Source organism: Mycobacterium sp. HM-7, from assembly GCF_053852335.1.
In genome coordinates, this window is record NZ_CM132657.1 from 4,767,784 (window position 1) to 4,784,962 (window position 17,179).

15 protein-coding genes are annotated in these 17,179 nt (G+C 66.6%); 4 read left to right on the forward strand and 11 right to left on the reverse strand.

Annotation, left to right across the window (positions count from 1 at the left end):
• Positions 1–2: 2 nt before the first annotated feature.
• Entirely contained in the window at positions 3–1,526 is a 1,524-nt protein-coding gene (gene adh / locus ACWW1C_RS22945; RefSeq protein WP_455980416.1) for an aldehyde dehydrogenase, read from the reverse strand.
• A gap of 112 nt (positions 1,527–1,638) precedes the next feature.
• Positions 1,639–2,931: a GAF domain-containing protein gene (locus tag ACWW1C_RS22950; RefSeq protein ID WP_455980417.1), complete on the reverse strand. Its 1,293-nt coding sequence runs from the start codon at positions 2,929–2,931 to the stop codon at positions 1,639–1,641.
• 183 nt (positions 2,932–3,114) lie between these two features.
• Here ACWW1C_RS22950 and ACWW1C_RS22955 point away from each other — a divergent pair, with 183 nt between their 5' ends.
• Positions 3,115–4,518, forward strand: coding sequence for an ABC1 kinase family protein (locus tag ACWW1C_RS22955; RefSeq protein WP_455980418.1), 1,404 nt, complete (start codon positions 3,115–3,117; stop codon positions 4,516–4,518).
• Positions 4,519–4,609: 91 nt separating this feature from the next.
• Here the strand turns inward: ACWW1C_RS22955 and ACWW1C_RS22960 are convergent, their stop codons facing one another.
• From ACWW1C_RS22960 to eccCb, 4 genes are all read right to left on the reverse strand, one after another.
• Positions 4,610–4,906 carry a WXG100 family type VII secretion target gene (locus ACWW1C_RS22960; protein WP_455980419.1) on the reverse strand — a complete coding sequence of 99 codons (297 nt, stop codon included), beginning with the start codon at positions 4,904–4,906 and terminating at the stop codon, positions 4,610–4,612.
• Positions 4,907–4,918: 12 nt separating this feature from the next.
• A complete protein-coding gene (locus ACWW1C_RS22965; protein WP_455980420.1) occupies positions 4,919–5,242 on the reverse strand; it encodes a WXG100 family type VII secretion target in 324 nt (107 codons plus the stop codon).
• A 74-nt stretch (positions 5,243–5,316) separates the two neighbouring features.
• Entirely contained in the window at positions 5,317–6,456 is a 1,140-nt protein-coding gene (locus tag ACWW1C_RS22970) for a type VII secretion-associated protein (protein WP_455980421.1), read from the reverse strand.
• Entirely contained in the window at positions 6,453–10,025 is a 3,573-nt protein-coding gene (gene eccCb, locus ACWW1C_RS22975; protein WP_455980422.1) for a type VII secretion protein EccCb, read from the reverse strand. Before eccCb ends, ACWW1C_RS22970 begins: the two co-directional genes overlap by 4 nt.
• Positions 10,026–10,134: 109 nt before the next feature.
• Here eccCb and eccD point away from each other — a divergent pair, with 109 nt between their 5' ends.
• Both eccD and mycP read left to right on the forward strand, forming a co-directional pair.
• On the forward strand, positions 10,135–11,391 hold the full coding sequence (eccD, locus tag ACWW1C_RS22980; protein ID WP_455980423.1) for a type VII secretion integral membrane protein EccD: 1,257 nt from the start codon (positions 10,135–10,137) through the stop codon (positions 11,389–11,391).
• Positions 11,388–12,698: a type VII secretion-associated serine protease mycosin gene (gene mycP, locus ACWW1C_RS22985; protein ID WP_455980424.1), complete on the forward strand. Its 1,311-nt coding sequence runs from the start codon at positions 11,388–11,390 to the stop codon at positions 12,696–12,698. The genes eccD and mycP overlap by 4 nt, the downstream gene beginning before the upstream one ends.
• Before the next feature lie 145 nt (positions 12,699–12,843).
• Here the strand turns inward: mycP and ACWW1C_RS22990 are convergent, their stop codons facing one another.
• From ACWW1C_RS22990 to ACWW1C_RS23005, 4 genes are read right to left on the reverse strand one after another with little or no spacing between them, the layout of a single operon-like run.
• Positions 12,844–13,893, reverse strand: coding sequence for a zinc-binding alcohol dehydrogenase family protein (locus ACWW1C_RS22990; protein WP_455980425.1), 1,050 nt, complete (start codon positions 13,891–13,893; stop codon positions 12,844–12,846).
• 32 nt (positions 13,894–13,925) lie between these two features.
• Complete coding sequence (locus ACWW1C_RS22995; protein ID WP_455980426.1) at positions 13,926–14,633, reverse strand: haloacid dehalogenase type II; 708 nt, start codon at positions 14,631–14,633, stop codon at positions 13,926–13,928.
• Positions 14,630–15,502, reverse strand: coding sequence for an alpha/beta fold hydrolase (locus ACWW1C_RS23000; protein ID WP_455980427.1), 873 nt, complete (start codon positions 15,500–15,502; stop codon positions 14,630–14,632). Before ACWW1C_RS23000 ends, ACWW1C_RS22995 begins: the two co-directional genes overlap by 4 nt.
• A gap of 35 nt (positions 15,503–15,537) precedes the next feature.
• Positions 15,538–15,765 carry a hypothetical protein gene (locus tag ACWW1C_RS23005; protein ID WP_455980428.1) on the reverse strand — a complete coding sequence of 76 codons (228 nt, stop codon included), beginning with the start codon at positions 15,763–15,765 and terminating at the stop codon, positions 15,538–15,540.
• 86 nt (positions 15,766–15,851) lie between these two features.
• Here ACWW1C_RS23005 and ACWW1C_RS23010 point away from each other — a divergent pair, with 86 nt between their 5' ends.
• Positions 15,852–16,043 (forward strand): hypothetical protein, encoded by a 192-nt coding sequence (locus ACWW1C_RS23010; RefSeq protein WP_455980429.1) that lies wholly within the window; start codon positions 15,852–15,854, stop codon positions 16,041–16,043.
• Here ACWW1C_RS23010 and ACWW1C_RS23015 read toward each other — a convergent pair.
• Positions 16,032–17,144 (reverse strand): glutamate--cysteine ligase 2, encoded by a 1,113-nt coding sequence (locus ACWW1C_RS23015; RefSeq protein WP_455980430.1) that lies wholly within the window; start codon positions 17,142–17,144, stop codon positions 16,032–16,034. The genes ACWW1C_RS23010 and ACWW1C_RS23015 overlap by 12 nt on opposite strands.
• Positions 17,145–17,179: the final 35 nt, after the last annotated feature.

Here is a 17,179-nt window from a genome sequence, read left to right on the forward strand (position 1 = left end):
CATCAGAAGAAGCCCTGGGCCTTCGTCGAGTACGAGACGAGCAGGTTCTTCGTCTGCTGGTAGTGGTCCAGCATCATCTTGTGGTTCTCCCGGCCGATGCCGGACTGCTTGTAGCCGCCGAACGCGGCGTGCGCGGGGTACATGTGGTAGCAATTGGTCCACACGCGGCCGGCCTTGATGTCGCGGCCCGCCCGGTAGGCGACGTTGCCGTTGCGCGACCACACGCCGGCGCCCAGGCCGTACAACGTGTTGTTGGCGATCGAGATCGCGTCGTCGTAGTCCTTGAACGACGTCACCGACAGCACGGGTCCGAAGATCTCCTCCTGGAAGATCCGCATGCCGTTGTGGCCGGAGAACACCGTCGGCGTCACGTAGTAGCCACCGTTGAGGTCGCCGCCGAGCTCGGCCCGCTCACCACCGGTGATCAGCTGTGCGCCTTCGGATTTGCCGATCTCGATGTAGGACAGGATCTTCTCGAGCTGGTCGTTGGAGGCCTGCGCGCCGATCATGGTCTCGGTGTCCAGCGGGTCGCCCTGGCGGACGGCCTTGGTGCGGATCGCGGCCAGCGCCAGGAACTCGTCGAAGATGTCGGCCTGGATCAGGCTGCGCGACGGGCACGTGCAGACCTCGCCCTGGTTCAGCGCGAACATCGTGAAGCCTTCGAGCGCCTTGTCCTGGAAGTCGTCCTCGGCGGCCATGATGTCGCTAAAGAAGATGTTCGGGCTCTTGCCGCCCAGCTCCAGGGTGACCGGGATCAGGTTCTGGCTGGCGTACTGCATGATCAGCCGGCCAGTGGTGGTCTCGCCGGTGAAGGCGATCTTGGCGATGCGGTTGCTCGACGCCAGCGGCTTGCCGGCCTCGACACCAAAACCGTTGACCACGTTGACAACACCCGGCGGCAGCAGGTCGCCGATGACCGAGAACAGGAACATGATCGAGGCCGGGGTCTGCTCGGCGGGCTTGAGCACGATGGCGTTGCCGGCGGCGAGCGCGGGGGCCAGCTTCCACACGGCCATCAGGATCGGGAAGTTCCACGGGATGATCTGGCCGACGACGCCGAGCGGCTCGTGGAAGTGGTAGGCGACGGTGTCGTCGTCGATCTCGGAGATCGAGCCTTCCTGCGCCCGCAGCACGCCCGCGAAGTAACGGAAGTGGTCGACGGCCAACGGGATATCGGCGTTCAGGGTCTCGCGGACCGGCTTGCCGTTGTCCCAGGACTCGGCGACGGCGATGGCCTCGAGGTTCTGCTCGATGCGGTCGGCGATGAGATTGAGGACGCGGGCGCGGGCGGCCGGCGAGGTCTTGCCCCAGGCAGGCGCGGCGGCGTGCGCGGCGTCCAGCGCCTTCTCGATGTCGGCTTCGTCCGAGCGGGCAATCTCGATGAACACTTCACCGGTTACCGGGGTACGGTTCTCGAAGTAACGTCCGGCAGCGGGGGCCACCCATTCGCCGCCGATGAAGTTGTCATAGCGGGCCGGGTAGGTCATCACCGAACCCTCGGCACCGGGACGCGCGTAAACAGTCATGGGTTCACTCCTCGCAGTGGGTCAAACACAAATGTGCTGCTGGTCACTAACGCTACGCAGAAGTGGGTTGCAACACAGTTGCATCGTTGAACGCGGCGGGGCAGAAACCGCATCAGCCGAGGTCGGCGTCCAGTCCGGCCAGATGCCCGACCGCTTGCGCCCGTACCACGGCATCCGCCGACGGATGGTTGCGCAGCAGCTGCCAGCCGTGCCGATCGTCGCGGCCGTCGGGCAGGGCCAGCCAGCGGCGCAGCAGGCCGACCTGCCCGGCCGCGGACGCCGACAGCACCGCCGTGCGCAGGCTCTCCCCCAGCTCGGTACGCAACCGGGCGATCGCCGGCGACACCGACTGCGGCAGGAGCGCACCCGAGTAATGGGACAGGGCGGCGTCGACGTCGCCGCGATGCAGCGCGGCGAAGACGTCGGCGACGTCACTGCCGATGGGGGTGAGCAGCCGGTAGGGCCGCGAGGCGACGTACTGCGCGCCGATCACGCGGCGCAGGCGGGACATCTCGACGCGGATGGTCACCGAGTCAAGGTCGTTGTCGTCCAACAACATTGCGAGATGATCAGCGCTGAGGCCCTCGGGATGACGGCTCAGCAGGACGAGGATGTCGGCGTGCCGGCCGCTCAGGGTGTGCTGGTGCGGCTGTCCGTCGTCGCCAGTGGCCACCCAGCGCGGACGGTCACCGCCCAGCACCGTCAGGCGGGCCATGGTCGTCGGGTTGGGTGCCGGCTGCAGCAGGCGTTGCAGGGCCAGGTGGTTCTCGATCGCCATCACGGTGGCGCGCACCAGGCCCAGGGTCTGCGCCGAGGCGATCTGGCTGTCACCGGTCAGGTCGACGCAGCCGATCAACTCGCCCGTCGTCGGGTCGTGCACCGGCACCGCCGTGCAGGTCCACGGCTGCACCAGGCGGGCGAAGTGCTCCGAGCCGTGGATCTGCAGTTCCCGATCCAGGGCCAGCGCGGTGCCCGGGGCGTTGGTGCCGGCGCTGCGCTCGCTCCAGTTGGCGCCGGGCACGAAGTTCATGGCCTCGCCCTTGCCCAGGGCCGTCTTGTCGCCTTCGACCCACAACAGGGTGCCGTCGGCCGAGGCCACTGCCACCATGACGCCGCTGTCCCTGGCATCCTCGACCAGCAGCTTGCGGATCACGGGCAACGCGGCGGCGATGGGCTGTTCAGCGCGGAGCTGGTCCAGGGTCTTCGGCACGACGGGCGTGAACTGCGCACCGCCCAGGTCCGGGTCCACCCCGGTGGCCAGGCTCCGGCGCCAGCTGTCCGCGATGACGGGACGCACGGCCGCTGGGTCCAGGTGCTTGGCGTCGATCTCGCCGGTGACGAACCGCTGGTGTACCGCGCGCAGCGTCGAGCCCGCCGGCGACCCCTCGGTGCGGCTGGTTCCCACGACACTCACACTCCTCGCAGGTCGGATACACACCTGCGTGGCCGCCAGGGTAGTCGACCTGGGTCTTTCGCGGTACGCGCTTCCTCGTTCAGGGCAATACAAAGGCTGCATACTCGGTGTGCTGCGGGCCGCAAAAATATCGATCGCCGTCATTTCGACTGGTCGCTGTGGGACCGTGACGTGGTGTCGGATATTCCGCGGCGCACGCTCGGGCGAGGCGCAAAACTGGCTGGACTGTCGGTAGGTGCGGCCGGCCGGGCGGTGCTGGGCTGGGGTCAGCGACTCGGCGGCGCCGACCCGGAGTTGCTCTCCGAGCAGTGGTCTGCACGTAGCGCCGAACAGGTATTCGCGGTGCTTGGTGAGCTCAAAGGCGGAGCAATGAAGTTCGGCCAAGCGATGAGCATCTACGAAGCAGCGATACCCGAGCAATTCGCGGCACCGTATCGGGACGCGTTGACCAAGTTGCAGGCATCGGCGCCACCCCTTGCCGCCGACCGGATACATCGTGTGCTCGACCGCCAACTGGGAGTGGCGTGGCCGGACCGGTTCGCCGAATTCGATGACGAGCCAGTCGCAGCGGCCAGCATCGGGCAGGTCCACCGCGCGGTGTGGCACGACGGTCGGCCAGTGGCAGTCAAAGTTCAATATCCCGGGGCCGATACCGCCCTGCTGTCCGATCTACGTCAACTCGGCCGGTTCAGCCGGCTCATCGAGCCGCTGTTCCCCGGCCTTACCGTCCGCCCGATGATCGACGAGCTACGCGCACGGATGGCCGAGGAGCTTGACTACCGGCACGAAGCCGACAACCAAAGGCGGTTCGCGACCGCCTTCGCCGACGATGCGCGGTTCCTGGTACCCAAAGTGGTGGCGTCCGCGCCGAAAGTGCTGATCTCAGAGTGGGTTACCGCACGCCCGCTGTCCGAACTGATCACTCACGGGGACCAGGAATCTAGGAACGAGGCTGCGCGCCTATTGTTCGATTTCTGCGGCGCCTCGATGTCACGACTCGGGTTACTGCACGCTGACCCACATCCCGGCAATTATCAGGTGACTACCGACGGCAGGCTCGCCGTAGTCGACTTCGGGGCGGTCGCAAAGACCCACCGCTCGGCCCTGACATTTCTAGACAGCTTGCGCCTGGCCGAAATCGCCCGTTCGGTGGAGCTGTCGGCAGTGCGAGATCCGGAGCTACAGGCACTCGTGCTGGACGAGCTCGCCATCGCGATGCACACGATCGGGTTCTCCGACCCCAACACCCAGGTACAGCCTGAGGACGTGCTGTCCTATTTCGGCCCGTTCGGAGAACCATTGTGGGCCAAGCGATTCCAGTTCAACCGGCAATGGATGGAGAGCGTAGCCCCGCGCATCCCAGGTTTGGCGCGCGGCCAAGACTTTCTCGCCGGCTCAGCGCTGGCCATCCCGTCCGAGCACGTGCTCATGTTCCGCACTCTCGTCGGCATCGTTGCGGTCACCTGCCAGCTCGAAGCCGAAGTTGCACTCCGCGAAATCGTCACCCGGTGGTACCCCGGATTCGAAGACCTGAAGATTCGCTCAGAGCTCGCGCATGCGCTCGGCCTCCCCAACTAGCACTGCGCACCAGCATCTCCCGGCCGAATGACTGTGTGGCCCTGCCCCCGGCTCTCCTCCAGGGGCAGGACCACACAGGGCTTGTGGCGGTCTAGAAGACCCAGTCGCCGGCCGCGCGCCGGTCGGTCGCCGCGATATCGTCGGCGCCGTCGCGGACGGCGTTGCCGAGGCTGTGCAGAATCTCGTTGAGGGCGGCCGCCGACTGGTTCCAGCGGGCCTGCTCGGCCTGGAATGCTTCGGCCGCCTGGCGGGTCCAGGTCTGTTGCAGTGGCGCGACCAAATGCCGGAGTTCTTCCAGCGACGTGTTCATCCGCGCCGACGTGGCATGGATCTGTTGGCGGACGGTGAACTCGATCTCGCCGAAGTGGTACGACAGTGCCGGTTGCATGCGTCTCCCCCGTCAGATCGCGTGGCCGGTGGCGCCGATGCGCTGGGCGTGGGCGTCGGCTGCCTGGCTCAGCACCGCGGCATTCGATCGGATGGTCTCGGCGATGCGCAGAAGTGACGCGTGCAGTTTCATCGACTCGCCGTTCCACCGATTCACCACGTCCTGGAATCGCGTCGCTGCGGCACCGCCCCACACAGTCGGCGGGATGGCTGTCATCTGACCGATGAAGTTTCCGAGCATGGCCCGGATCTCCTCGTTTCGGACCTCGACCTTGCCGGCGATCCCCGTCATCAGATCGAAGTCTGTGGCGAGAGTGCCGCTTTCCGGAGCTGTCATGATTTCCTCTCCATTGGGTTTGATTGTTCAGACGTTTGCGGAGAGCATTCGGTTCCATTGCCGCCCAATATTTTTCAATCTGTTCGGCGGGCCGAACGAATCGCGGTGTCACAGGCTGAGCGGACTGACACACCCTCGCAACCCACGGCGATCCGGACCGATCCGTCGAGCACCACCGACCACTCGACCGTCCGCCCGGCTCGCACCTCGCGATACCACACGGCCGAGCGTCCGGCGCTGATCCCGGCCTCCTGGAAATCCATGATGACCCCGTCGGGCAGCTTCCTCGCCGCCTCCCGCAACGACCGCGCCGCCCCTTCGAGCGTCTGCTCCCGGGGCGCCACCGATTGGGTGAGGTGGATGATCTGGCCGCGATCCTCGGGCGAAATGATCTGCAGCCGAGCTGATCCCGCGCCTGCGAGCGCCCGATCGACCGTCCAGCGCGCCGGGACCTGCACCGCCACCCGGCCCTCGACGAGCCACGTGAATTCCCGATCCATGGCAGTGGCGATCGGAGGCGCCGGGCCGTCACGGTTGGAAAGACCCATGGCAAGGGCGCCGACGATCGAGACGGCCGCCGCAACGGCAATCGCGATACGCGCCCGCGAGCGGGTTCCGGTCGCGACGTGGGTGCTGTCCGCGTCAGCATCGTCGAGCAGGTCGTCGCAACTCAGAATCTGCGTCGTGACGCCTCGGTCCCGCAGCAGCACTTGGATTTCAGCGGCCAGCGCAGCGGCGCCGGGCACACCGATCGGTGCGTCGATCGCGGCGTGGGTGCCCCACGTGGTGCGTGCAATGACGGTCTGCCCGGTCGCACCGTCGGTGCGGCGCACGACGATCCGCGCCGTTCCCGGCCGGGAGATCGTCACGAGGTCCTCCCCCAGTTCGATGACCGCGCAGTCCGGTTCGCCGGCGGCCGCACGCAACGCAGCGGTCCTGCGCTGCAGGACGACGTACGCGGCGCTCGCGCGGGCAGCTGCCCGGACCCGGTCGACTCGCGACGCCGACCACCACGTCGGGCACACCACGGTTACCGCTGGTGCGCCACCGATCACCGCGGTCATGGCATCGCGCCAGATGCGTTCGGCGGGACGGACCGTCTCATCGAGCAGGCCCAGCTGCTCATCGATACATTCCAGCGCCGCCGAAACCAGTTCGGCGTCAATGTTTCCCGGTCCGCGGATGGCAGCCGGACCGACCACCACGACCGTCACGGCGGATCGGTCCAGCCGAGCTGGACCAGCTGGTCGGGTTGGCCGCGGCGTACCACGACGGCGCGGCCGGGTGGCAGCGTCATCGGCCGCGCGGAGCCCAGTAGCGGTCCTTCTTCAGGGCTGGTGCTCATGATGATGCCTGTTGCGCCCAGGTCCCGCATGCGTGCCAGGAGCGGGTCGAACATCGCGCGTGCGGCACCGCCCGAGCGGCGAGCGACGGTCACTTGGAGCCCGATGTCCGACGCGTGCGGCAACAGGTCGAGCAAGGGGCTCAATGGGTTTCCCGCGGCACCGGCGACCAGGTCGTAATCGTCGACGACGACGTGGAGTTCGGGGCCGGACCACCAGGATCGGTCACGCAACTGCTGCTGCGTGACCCCGGGCCCCGGCAGCCGGGCGGAGAGCAGGGACAGCGCGGCGCTCAGCTCTGCTGTGGTCGTCACGGTCGACATCGCGTAGCCGCACAGGTGCGGCGGCTCCACCACACCCAACAACGTCCGCCGAAAGTCGACGATCAGCAACCGGGCCTGAGCCGCATCGGCCTGCCCGATGATCGCGCGGCACAGCGTCCGCAGCGCGGAGGTCTTCCCGCATGCCGTGTCACCCAACAGGATCAGGTACGGATCAGCGCCCAAGTCCAGCGCGAACGGCTGCAGATCCTCTTCGGACATGCCGATGACATAGCGCGGCGGTCGTTCGGCGACGGCCGCCAGTTCGGCGTAATCCACGTGCAGTGGCAGCAATTCGATCGCGGGTGCCGCGGCCGCGGGATGGTCGGCAGTTCGGTCGAGCTGCGGCCGCGCGATCACGAACTCCTTCCCGTCTTTGGTGAGACCTCTGCCCGGCGGGCGGGTGGCGAGCAATTGGGCGCGGCGACGGTCCATTTCGGACTCGGCCGGATCCCCGAGCCGCAGTTCGATGCGGGTGCCGATGTGGTCTTTCAGCATCGGCCGTAGCTCCGCCCACCGGTTCGCGGTGAGTACCACGTGGACCCCGACCGACAGGCCCTGCGCTGCCATCACGGTTATGGGTTCCTCCAGCGCATCGAATTCACGACGCAGGGTGGCCCAGCCATCAACCGCCAGGACGACCTCATCGTAATTGTCCGGAAAGGGCACCTCGGGTCCGTGCTGCTGCCGAAAGTCCTGGCGACGGCGGCACAGGGAAAAGAGCTGGGACACGATGCGGCGCAACAATTCCGGTTCGTTCCGCCCGGCGACCGTCCCGACCCGAGGATGCCGCCGTAGCGCCGTCAAGGCACCGTCACCCAGATCCAGGCCGTAGACGCTCGGCCCGCCCGCCGACGCGGCGGCCAGACCGAGCAACAGCGTCTGCAACGCAGTCGATTTTCCCGAGCGCGGGCCGCCGACGATCGCCACGTGTCCACCGGCCCCGTTGAGGTCGACGACCAGCGGGTCGCGGCGCTGCTGAAACGGATTGTCCACCAGGCCGACCGGGGCCCGCATCGGACCACGCTCGGCGTCGACCGCCAATAGCTCGGACAATGCGGGCGAACCCACCAGGGGCGGCAGCCAGACCGGATGTGCTTTCGCACCGAGACCGGTCAGCCGGCGCAATGTCGTATCCATCAGGGTCGGTCCGGACGGCGGTTCGGATGTCACGGCCGGGACGTCAACGGTGAACAGGCGAGACGCCGGAGGACCGTCGTCGCTCGCCGGGACCGGCCCCGAGACGAACTCCGCGTGGAAGCGCACCAGTTTTCCGTCTGCGGTCCGCAGCAATCCCGCGCCCGGTGTCCCGGGCAACTCATGCGCGTCGGTGACCCCGATGACCGCCCGGGACTCCGTCGCCGAGAACGTCTTGAGGCAGACCCGGTACGAGAGGTGCGTATCGAGTCCCCGGAGGCGGCCTTCGTCCAGCCGCTGGCTGGCCAGCAGGAGATGTATACCCAACGAACGGCCGAGCCGTCCGATGGCGACGAACAACTCAGCGAAATCCGGATGTTGACTGAGCAATTCGGAGAATTCGTCGACCACGATGAACAAGGCGGGCAGCGGTGGCAGCCCGGCGTCCGCCGCGCGCGCCCGCCGATAATCGCCGATACCGGACAGGTTTCCGGCCGCCCGCAACAGCCCTTGACGCCGGGTCAGCTCGCCGGCGAGTGCGTCGTGCATCCGGGCGACCAGATGTGCCTCCTGCGCCAGGTTGGTGATGACGGCCGCGACGTGGTTGGCCTGTTCGAAGCCGAGAAACGTGGCGCCGCCTTTGAAGTCGACGAGGATCAGGTTCAGTTCGTCCGGCGAGTGCGTGCTGATCAGGCCCAACGTCAGGGTCCGCAGAAATTCGGATTTGCCGGAACCTGTTGCGCCGATACACAAGCCGTGCGGCCCCATGCCGTGCTCGGCCGGTTCCTTGAGGTCGAGTTCGACCGGCGCCCCGGTGGCATCGGTGCCGATCGGCACGCGCAGGCGATGGCGAGCCGGCCGAAGCGGCCAGCTGTCCCCGGCGAGGGCAGTGCTGACCGGCGTTGCCCAATCATGTTGCCGCCGTGCATCGTCCACCCTGCCGGCCGGTCGGTAGCGCGCCAGTCGGCGTGCGCAGGTGTCCGCTTGCTCGACCGTGAGCACGTCGGGAGTCGAGCACGACGGCAGCGTCGACGCCGAACCTGGAGCACCGACCACCAGCAGTGTCACCGCGTCCGTGTCCGCGAACACGGCGGCAGCCGAAGTGTCGACGAGCACCACCACATGACAACCAGCGACGGGAGAGACGGCACCGAGTTCCGCGAAACGCAGCGACGGCCCGCCGACGACACCCGAACAGTAGTGATGCGGTAGCCATTTCAGCCAGTCCCACTCGGCCGATCCGGTGACTGCGGCGATCCTCAGCTGGTCGGGTCCGTGCGACACCGCCAGCTGGCACACCATGGCTCGTACTCGTCCGCGCGGATCGTCACCGCCGACGTCGATGCGCCGATGCTGATTCACGGCGACAGTCATCGGGACATCGGGCACGGTAGCGAAGGTTCGCAGCAGCCGATCGAGCGCGGATTCGGTCAGCGGGTCAGGTGCACCGTCACCAGCGGCCGGTGTCGGGACCAGCCTGGTGCGGAGCGGACGCTCGCCGATCCCGATACGGATCTCGGTGAAATCGGCGTCGTTGCAACGGCGTTGCCACATCCGGTCGGTGCCGACCAGGGTCCACAGCGCGTCGGGCGGCGGGTGGTTCTCATGGAGCCAGCGATGCTGTTCGACTGCGGTTCGGCCCGCGCACGCGTCGATGGACTCGAGATACACCAGGTATTCGCGCCGATCAGCGTCGATCTCGCCCGCCCGGCGCGCACCGCGCGACCCGAGGACGGTGCTACCGACCAGCGACAGCACCATCATCGCCGGAAACAGCAGGAACATCGGATTCCGGCCGGCCACCGAACCCGAACGGAAATAGAACACCATCATCCCGGCCATCGCCAGCAGCATGACCAGGGGTGCCACGCGGGTGACGACGTTGCCCGACGACAGTCGTGGCACCTGTGGTGGCGTCCGGACCTCGATGTCCCCGTCAGCCGGTTCGGCTACCGGAGGTCGTGCGGCTCTCGTGAATTCCATCGAACTATCAGACGTATCCGAGCACCGTTCGGTTCCATCAAATTTCGTGTCAGGCAGGGCGCCCCGGTGCGGCTACCGTGGGATCGGGCATGTCGATCCGGGGGGTGCGATGTCCGAATCTGTATGTCGTCTCTCAGTACGGTCCGACAGCGAGATCACAGATCTCGTCGTGCCCGCGGTGGCCGCCGTCGACTCGCTACTACCCGACATCGTCGCGCTGGCTCATCCGCAAGCGCCCGACGGCGTGAGTTGGTGTCTCGATCGAACCACCGGTGGTCCGATCGACGGGTCATTGTCGCTGCGGCAAAACGGAGTTCACGACGGCGACGTCCTACAGCTGCTGCGAGGTACGACGCCCGAACTCGGCGCGCAGCGGGCGCACACGGCGACGATGGCCGCCGGCCAAGCACCCGCCGACCCGACCGGCCACCTGGTCGGACCGGTACTCGGATTGTGGGCGGCGATCGTCGCCGCCCTCATGCTCATCTCGTCGGCCCTGCACGGCGATCACACCACGGCAGCCGCCATCAGTTGTGGTGGCGTGCTGGCGGCCTTGATGATGTCGTGGCGGACCGCCGGGGCGGCATGGCCTGCCGCCGCGGTCGTACTCGCTTTCGCGGCCGGATTCTCGGCCGTACCAGGCGGGCCGGCCGCTCCGAACGTCCTACTCGGATCCGCGGCGGCACTCGCGGTGGCTCTCGTTCTTCTGCGGGTCAGCGCCTATCGCATATCTATTGCGGCGGCAGCATTTTCGGTGCCGATGATCGTGGCAACGGCAGTGGCGAGCTCCTGGTCGGTTCCGCCGACCAGTACCGGCGTCACCGCCACCGTGGTGGCGTTGGTGGTGTTGTCGGCCGCGCCCCGGTGCGCGATCACCGTCGCGGGTCTCGCGCCACGGTCAGCGAAGGTCGTCGACGGCGACGGTCAGCGGGTCGAGGTGGCGCATCTGGTGCTCACGGCGACGGTCATCGGTGCGGCCGCTGCCACGGCGGTCGGCGCGGTCCTGGTGGCGGTGGCCGCCGTCCACCAGTCCAGTACCTCGACCTTGGTGTTCGGCTGGGTGGTGGCCGCGGCGATCGCGCTACGGGCACCGTCCTATCGGCATCCCGTACGCCGGTGGGGCGTCCTGATCGCGGGACTGGTGTGCGTCACTGCCGCTTTGGCCATCACCGTGATGATGTTCCCGCCCTGGACGGCCTGGTTCGGCGCCGGCGTCATCGCGACAGTTGTCGGCACCCGACGGTTAGGGCAGGTGAACGCCACGGTGGCCCAGCGCCTGGTGTATTTCGAGTACGCGGCCCTGGTTGCCGTGCCGCCGTGCGCGTTCTGGGCCGCCGATGTCTTCCGATTGGTGCGTGGCGGATGAGCACCCTGCGCCGGGCCATCGCAGTCGCGTCGACGATTGCGCTGACATCGGCCGCGCCATGTGCGTACGCCATCGCTCCGAAGCCGGTCGACCACGCGCAGCTTCCCGGGCCTGCGGCGCCGGCACCGCCCGGCCGGACCGAACAGTCGGAGCGGTGCGCAACGGCGAAACCCGTCGCTTCCCGTCCCGCACACCAACTCGACATGCTCAATCTGGCTGCGGCGTGGCCGCTTTCGCGTGGTGGTGGGCAGGTGGTGGCGGTGATCGACACCGGCGTGGCCCGGCACCGATTGCTGCCGCATTTGGTCGCAGGCGGGGACTACGTGTCGTCGGGCGACGGCACGCAGGACTGCGACGGCCACGGCACGGCGATCGCCGGCCTGATCGGTGCCACCGCCTCGGACATCGCCCCCGGCACCTTCAGCGGCGTGGCACCCGACGCCACCATCATGGCGATTCGCCAGTCCAGCAACAAGTTCCGACTGTCCGACGATCACGAGATATCCGGCGTCGGCGACGTCGAGACCCTCGCGCGCGCGGTCCGCTCGGCCGCCGACGCGGGCGCCACCGTCGTCAACATCTCGTCGGTGGCCTGCATGCCCGCCGCCGAACCACTCGATGACCGGTCGTTGGGCGCCGCACTGGCGTACGCGGTCGATGTCCGCAATGTGGTGGTGGTTGTCGCGGCCGGCAACGCCAGCGGTGAATGCGCGGGGCAGAATCCGCTGTCCGATGCCAAGCGCCCGGGCACCCCGGACTGGGACGCCGTCCACACCGTGGTCAGCCCAGCCTGGTACGACGACTACGTGCTCACCGTTGGGTCGGTCAGTCCGACCGGGACGCCTTCGGAATTCAGTCTGGCCGGACCATGGGTCGACGTCGCCGCGCCCGGCGAATCGGTGGTGTCACTGAGCGCCGAGGGCGACGCGCTCGTCGACAGCCGGCCCGACGGGCGGCCGCTGTCCGGCAGCAGCTACGCCGCGCCCGTCGTCAGTGGTGTTGTCGCACTGGTCCGTTCGCGACTACCTCAGCTCTCGGCCCGACAGGTCATGGCCCGCATCGAAGACACCGCGCATCATCCGACCGACGGTTGGAATGCCCAGGTGGGACACGGGCTGGTCGATCCGTTGGCCGCGGTCAGTGGCAGTGCGCCGACGCCCGCCCCGGCGCTGCTCGGCGCTGCGCCGGCAGCGCCGGTATCCGGCCCCGATCATCAGCCGTCGCGGCGCATCGCCTTTCTCGGCACCGCCATCTGCATCGCGGTGGCGACCTTGTCCGTCACCGGGCGCCGGCGGTCACGGCGATAGCGGTCGGCTCTGACATGGTGTCATCGCTGGGGCCCTGAAGTGCGTGGATGGATCCATTGTCGTTTCTCCAAGCTGTGTCACCTTTCGTGGCTGCCGGGCCGTAGCCGTCGGTGGAATTGGTCCGCAGGCGGAGCGGCCGGTGACTTCAATCGACAACGACGACCATCTTTCCACCGGCCTCCGCTGCCTCCATGACCTGGTGCGCCTCCTGGATTTGGTCAAATGAGAAGATGCGCGTTGGCGCGGCATCGAGGCGGCCGTCGCGCACTTTGTCGGCAATCTCCTGAAGCGGTACATCCGACAACGGGAATCCTTCGGTGCCAAACACGAAGCTGCCGAAGAACGTCAGGTTGACGCCGCTGGACATCTGCAGAAGAGGGTTGAAGTCGGCGATCGGATCGAGGCCTCCGAGCCAGCCGGCCAAACATGCGGCGCCACCGCGGCGCAACATCGTTAAGGAGTCCAAGATGGTGCTGTTTCCGACGAGGTCGAGGACAGCGTCGATGTGCTTGGCTTCGGTGATGTGGGCGCCGAGATCGGGAACTTCCTGCTCGACTCGGTCGACACCGAGGGCGTCAAGCAAACCAAACCGTTCTCGTTTACGGGTGGTGGCGATGACGTGTGCTCCCGCCTCCACGGCCAATTTGACGGCAGCTTGGCCGAATGATGATGTCGCTCCACGGATTACGATTGTCTGGCCAGCGACAAGGTTGAGATTGCGGAACAGGCAGGTCCACGCGGTTGCGTAGGTTTCCGGCAGCGCCGCCAGTTGGTCCCAGGGCAGATCTGATTCGATCAGCGCAACGTTCCCGGCGCTCACACGTGTGTATTCCGCGTAGCTGCCGTTGACGGTTCGGCCCAGCCCGCCCATCAGTGCCGCAACTTTGGCGCCGACGGGGAATTCCCCGCTGGGACAGGCATCGACGATTCCGACGCATTCGATTCCGCTGACTTCGGCCGCCTCGGCCCATTCCCCGCGACGCATGTGCATCTCGGCGTGGTTGATTCCGAACCCTTTGACCTTGATGACGACTTCGCCGGGCTTGGGAAGCGGCTTGGGAATGTCGGTGTAGGTCAGGACGTCCAGGCCGCCGAACCCGTCGAGCACAATGGCACGCATGGTTGGTCCGCCGGCCTGCTCGCGTACCACGGCGGGTGTGGTGGGAATGGCCGGCGAGTTTGTCGTGGCGTTCATTTCAGTATCTCCTTCGAATTGATCAGCGTTGTCTATTTTTCGAATACGTGTTTCAGCTGCTGCGCCAGATCGATGACATCTCGCGCGATGAACTCTGGCTGGTGAACTCCCCCGGTACGCAGGGGTGCATTTCCCTCCCGGGTGATGAACGCGCCGCCAAATCCGGCGGCTTGTGCGCCTATGGTGTCCCAGGCGTGTGCGGCGACCATCATGCAGGACGAGGGTGGGACGCCGAGCTCTTGCGCGGTGTAGCTATAGAGCGATGTTGAAGGCTTGAATGCCCGCAAGGTATCGACACTGAGTTGTCGTTCGAAATACCCTGCCAGGCCGGCGTTCTCCAGAGGGGTGGGTCGCCCCGGGCGGGGCGGGGAGTTTGTCAGAGCGACCAGCCGATATCCGTCGCTCTGTAGTTGCGAAAGCCCCTGTGCGACATCGGGGTGCGCGGGCATGGTGGCCATCTTGCTGGTCAGCGTGGCGATATCTTCTGCGCTTAGTTTGATGCCGTGTATCTCGGCGAGCATCTGCAATACAGCTTCTCCGAGGGAGAAGAAATCGATGTAGCAGTCTGACAAGGTCAGGGTCATCGAGTACATGATGAGCAGTCCGAACCACTCCCTGAGCACGTCGCGATCGCCGAAGAGTTCTGCGAAGTGAGGCTTTAAGGCCTCAATGTCGATGAGCGTTTCATTGACATCGAAGACGAGCACGACGGGTCGCTGCCGGACAGAACGGCCGCTCATTTCGCGGCAACCCGATACAGGAAGTCTTTGACCAAGCCGGCGACTTCATCGACTGCGGTCTCCAGGAGGAAGTGGCCACCGTCGAGCAGGTGAATTTCGGCGTCGGTGGCATCGCGCTGAAATGCCAGAGCACCTTCGGGCGCAAAGATCGGGTCGTGCCGCCCCCACACGGCGAGCACTGAGACGCCACTGGTGCGCAAGTACTCGTGCAAGCTGGGGTACATCAGCGGATTGGTCGCGTAGTCCCGGAACAAGGTGAGCTGAATTTCGTCGTTGCCCGGTCGAGACAGCAGTGCGCTGTCCAAAGTCCAGGTGTCCGGGCTCACCTGAGCTTCGTCCGGTGCGCCCGTGACGTACTGCCATTTGACAGATTCGATATCCAGGGCGGTCCGGATGGCCGCCTCGGTCTGCGGGGTCTGCTCGCGCTGGTAATTCCAAACGGTTTCCCAGAAGCTGTCGATGAATCCCTCGTTGTAGCCGTTGCCGCTTTGGGTGACGATTGCCGTGATGGCGTGGGGATCACGCAATGCCAGCCTCCAGCCGATCGGTGCGCCATAGTCCTGGACGTAGATCGCGTACCGGGTCAGGCCGACCTGATCCAACAATCTTTGCGTGAGGTCGGTGAGTGCGTCGAACGTGTAGTCGAATTCGGACACGGTTGGCATGTCCGAGTATCCGAAGCCCAGATGATCCGGCGCGATGACGTGGAAGTCAGTGGCCAGGCGTCCGATGAGGTCGCGGAACATGTACGAGCTGGTTGGAAAGCCGTGCAGCAGAACGATCGCGGGCGCATCGCGGTGGCCGGCTTCCCGGTAGAACAATCGGCGACCTTCGACTGTGGCGTAGAGGTGTCGGACAGAAGCAACCATGACTAACTCCTTATCGCAGTTTTACTGGTTACAAGTCAAGCATCGGCAGCATAACCTGTCAATACGCTTTTGAAGGTTAGGTAAATCTGACGGTGGCAGGACCCGACGACGAGCAGTTCCTGCTTGATCTGCTCAACACCACCCCCGTGATGGATGGCGTGCCACGGCGGCCATGGGCTCGCCCGCCGGACATCCCCCTTTTCGGCGAAGTGCTGAAAATTCCGCGATCCCGGATCCAGATGCACGTCAGCGACGACCGTCACGCAGGACCAAGACACACACGTAGGTCGCCAGTGATGTTGTCGGACTGGTACGTTCGCGACTACCGGAACTCTCGGCCCGGCAGGTGATGGCCCGCGTCGAAGACACCGCGCATCATCCGGCCGAGGGTTGGAATGCCCAGGTGGAGCCCGGAGTGATCGATCAGTTGGCCGCGGTCAGCGGCGGTGCGCCAACGCTTGCCAAGGCCTTCCTCGGCACCGCCATCTGCATCGCGGTGGCGGCCGTCGCCGTCACGGGACGCCGGCGGTCACGGCGATAGTTGGTCGAACGTCGTTGTTGCCCCGGCCAATTCGGAGATGACGTCGGCGACCTCTCCGCGGCGTCGCCAGGCACGGCGTTGCCGCATGGCGCCATTGCCCTGCTCAGCGATCCGCGCCAACTCGTCACGCGCCATGTCATAGTCGCCCAGCGCCTCGAGGGCCGGGCGGAGACGCTCGATGAATCCGGCGAGCAGAACCCGGGCCGGTGCCGTCGAACAGTCGCCCGCCAGGTCGATCGCCTCGCCGTCGAGGCCATCGCGTGCGGCCTTCCAGTGCGCGGCGCGCAGCGTCCAATCAGCAAGGTGTGGCACCGGTTCCCCGCGCTCCTTCGCGTCCAGCGCCATCATCACCGCGGCCCGGGTGAGCGTCGCCAGCAATACCGTCTCGGCCACTGTGGCGGGTACATCCGCCACCCGCACCTCGACGGTCGGAAAGTTCGTCGACGGCCGCACATCCCAATAGAGCATGCCGTCGTCGAGCACCGCACCGGCCCGCGACAGCGTGTCGGCCACGGCGTCGTAGCTCTCGACCGAGTCGAAGTACGGCGGCGGCCCCGCGCTCGGCCAGCGGGTCCACAACACGCTGCGGAAACTGGCGTAACCACTGTCGGTGTTGCGGTAGATCGCCGAGTTCGCGCTCAGCGCGAGCAACAGGTGCAGGTAGGGCCGGAGCCGGTTGCTGACGTCGACGGCCGCGGCCCGGTCGGGCACTTCGACGTGCACGTGGCACCCGCAGATGCCCTGTTCATGAGCGATCATGCCGAACCGATCGGCGATGCGACCGTACCGCTCCGTTGTCGTCACCGGGAACGCGTGCGGCACCGTGGGCGGCAGCGCGACGGCCAGTAGCCGCGCCCGCTGCGCCTCGGCCGACTCGGTGGCGATGCGGCGCAACCGGGTCAGTTCGGCGCGCAGATCACCACTGCTGCTCATGACCGCGGTCGTGGTCTCGACCTGACACCTGGTCAACTCCAGCTGTAGGTCGACGCCGCGCGCCGCCGCATACTCCGCGACTGCCTGATTGCGCGGGGCGGGTTCACCGGCACGGTGGTCGACGAGGAGAAACTCCTCCTCCACGCCAAAAGTCGGAAGGTCGGTCATGCCCCCTGGGATGCCCCGCGTACGCCTGAGCAAAC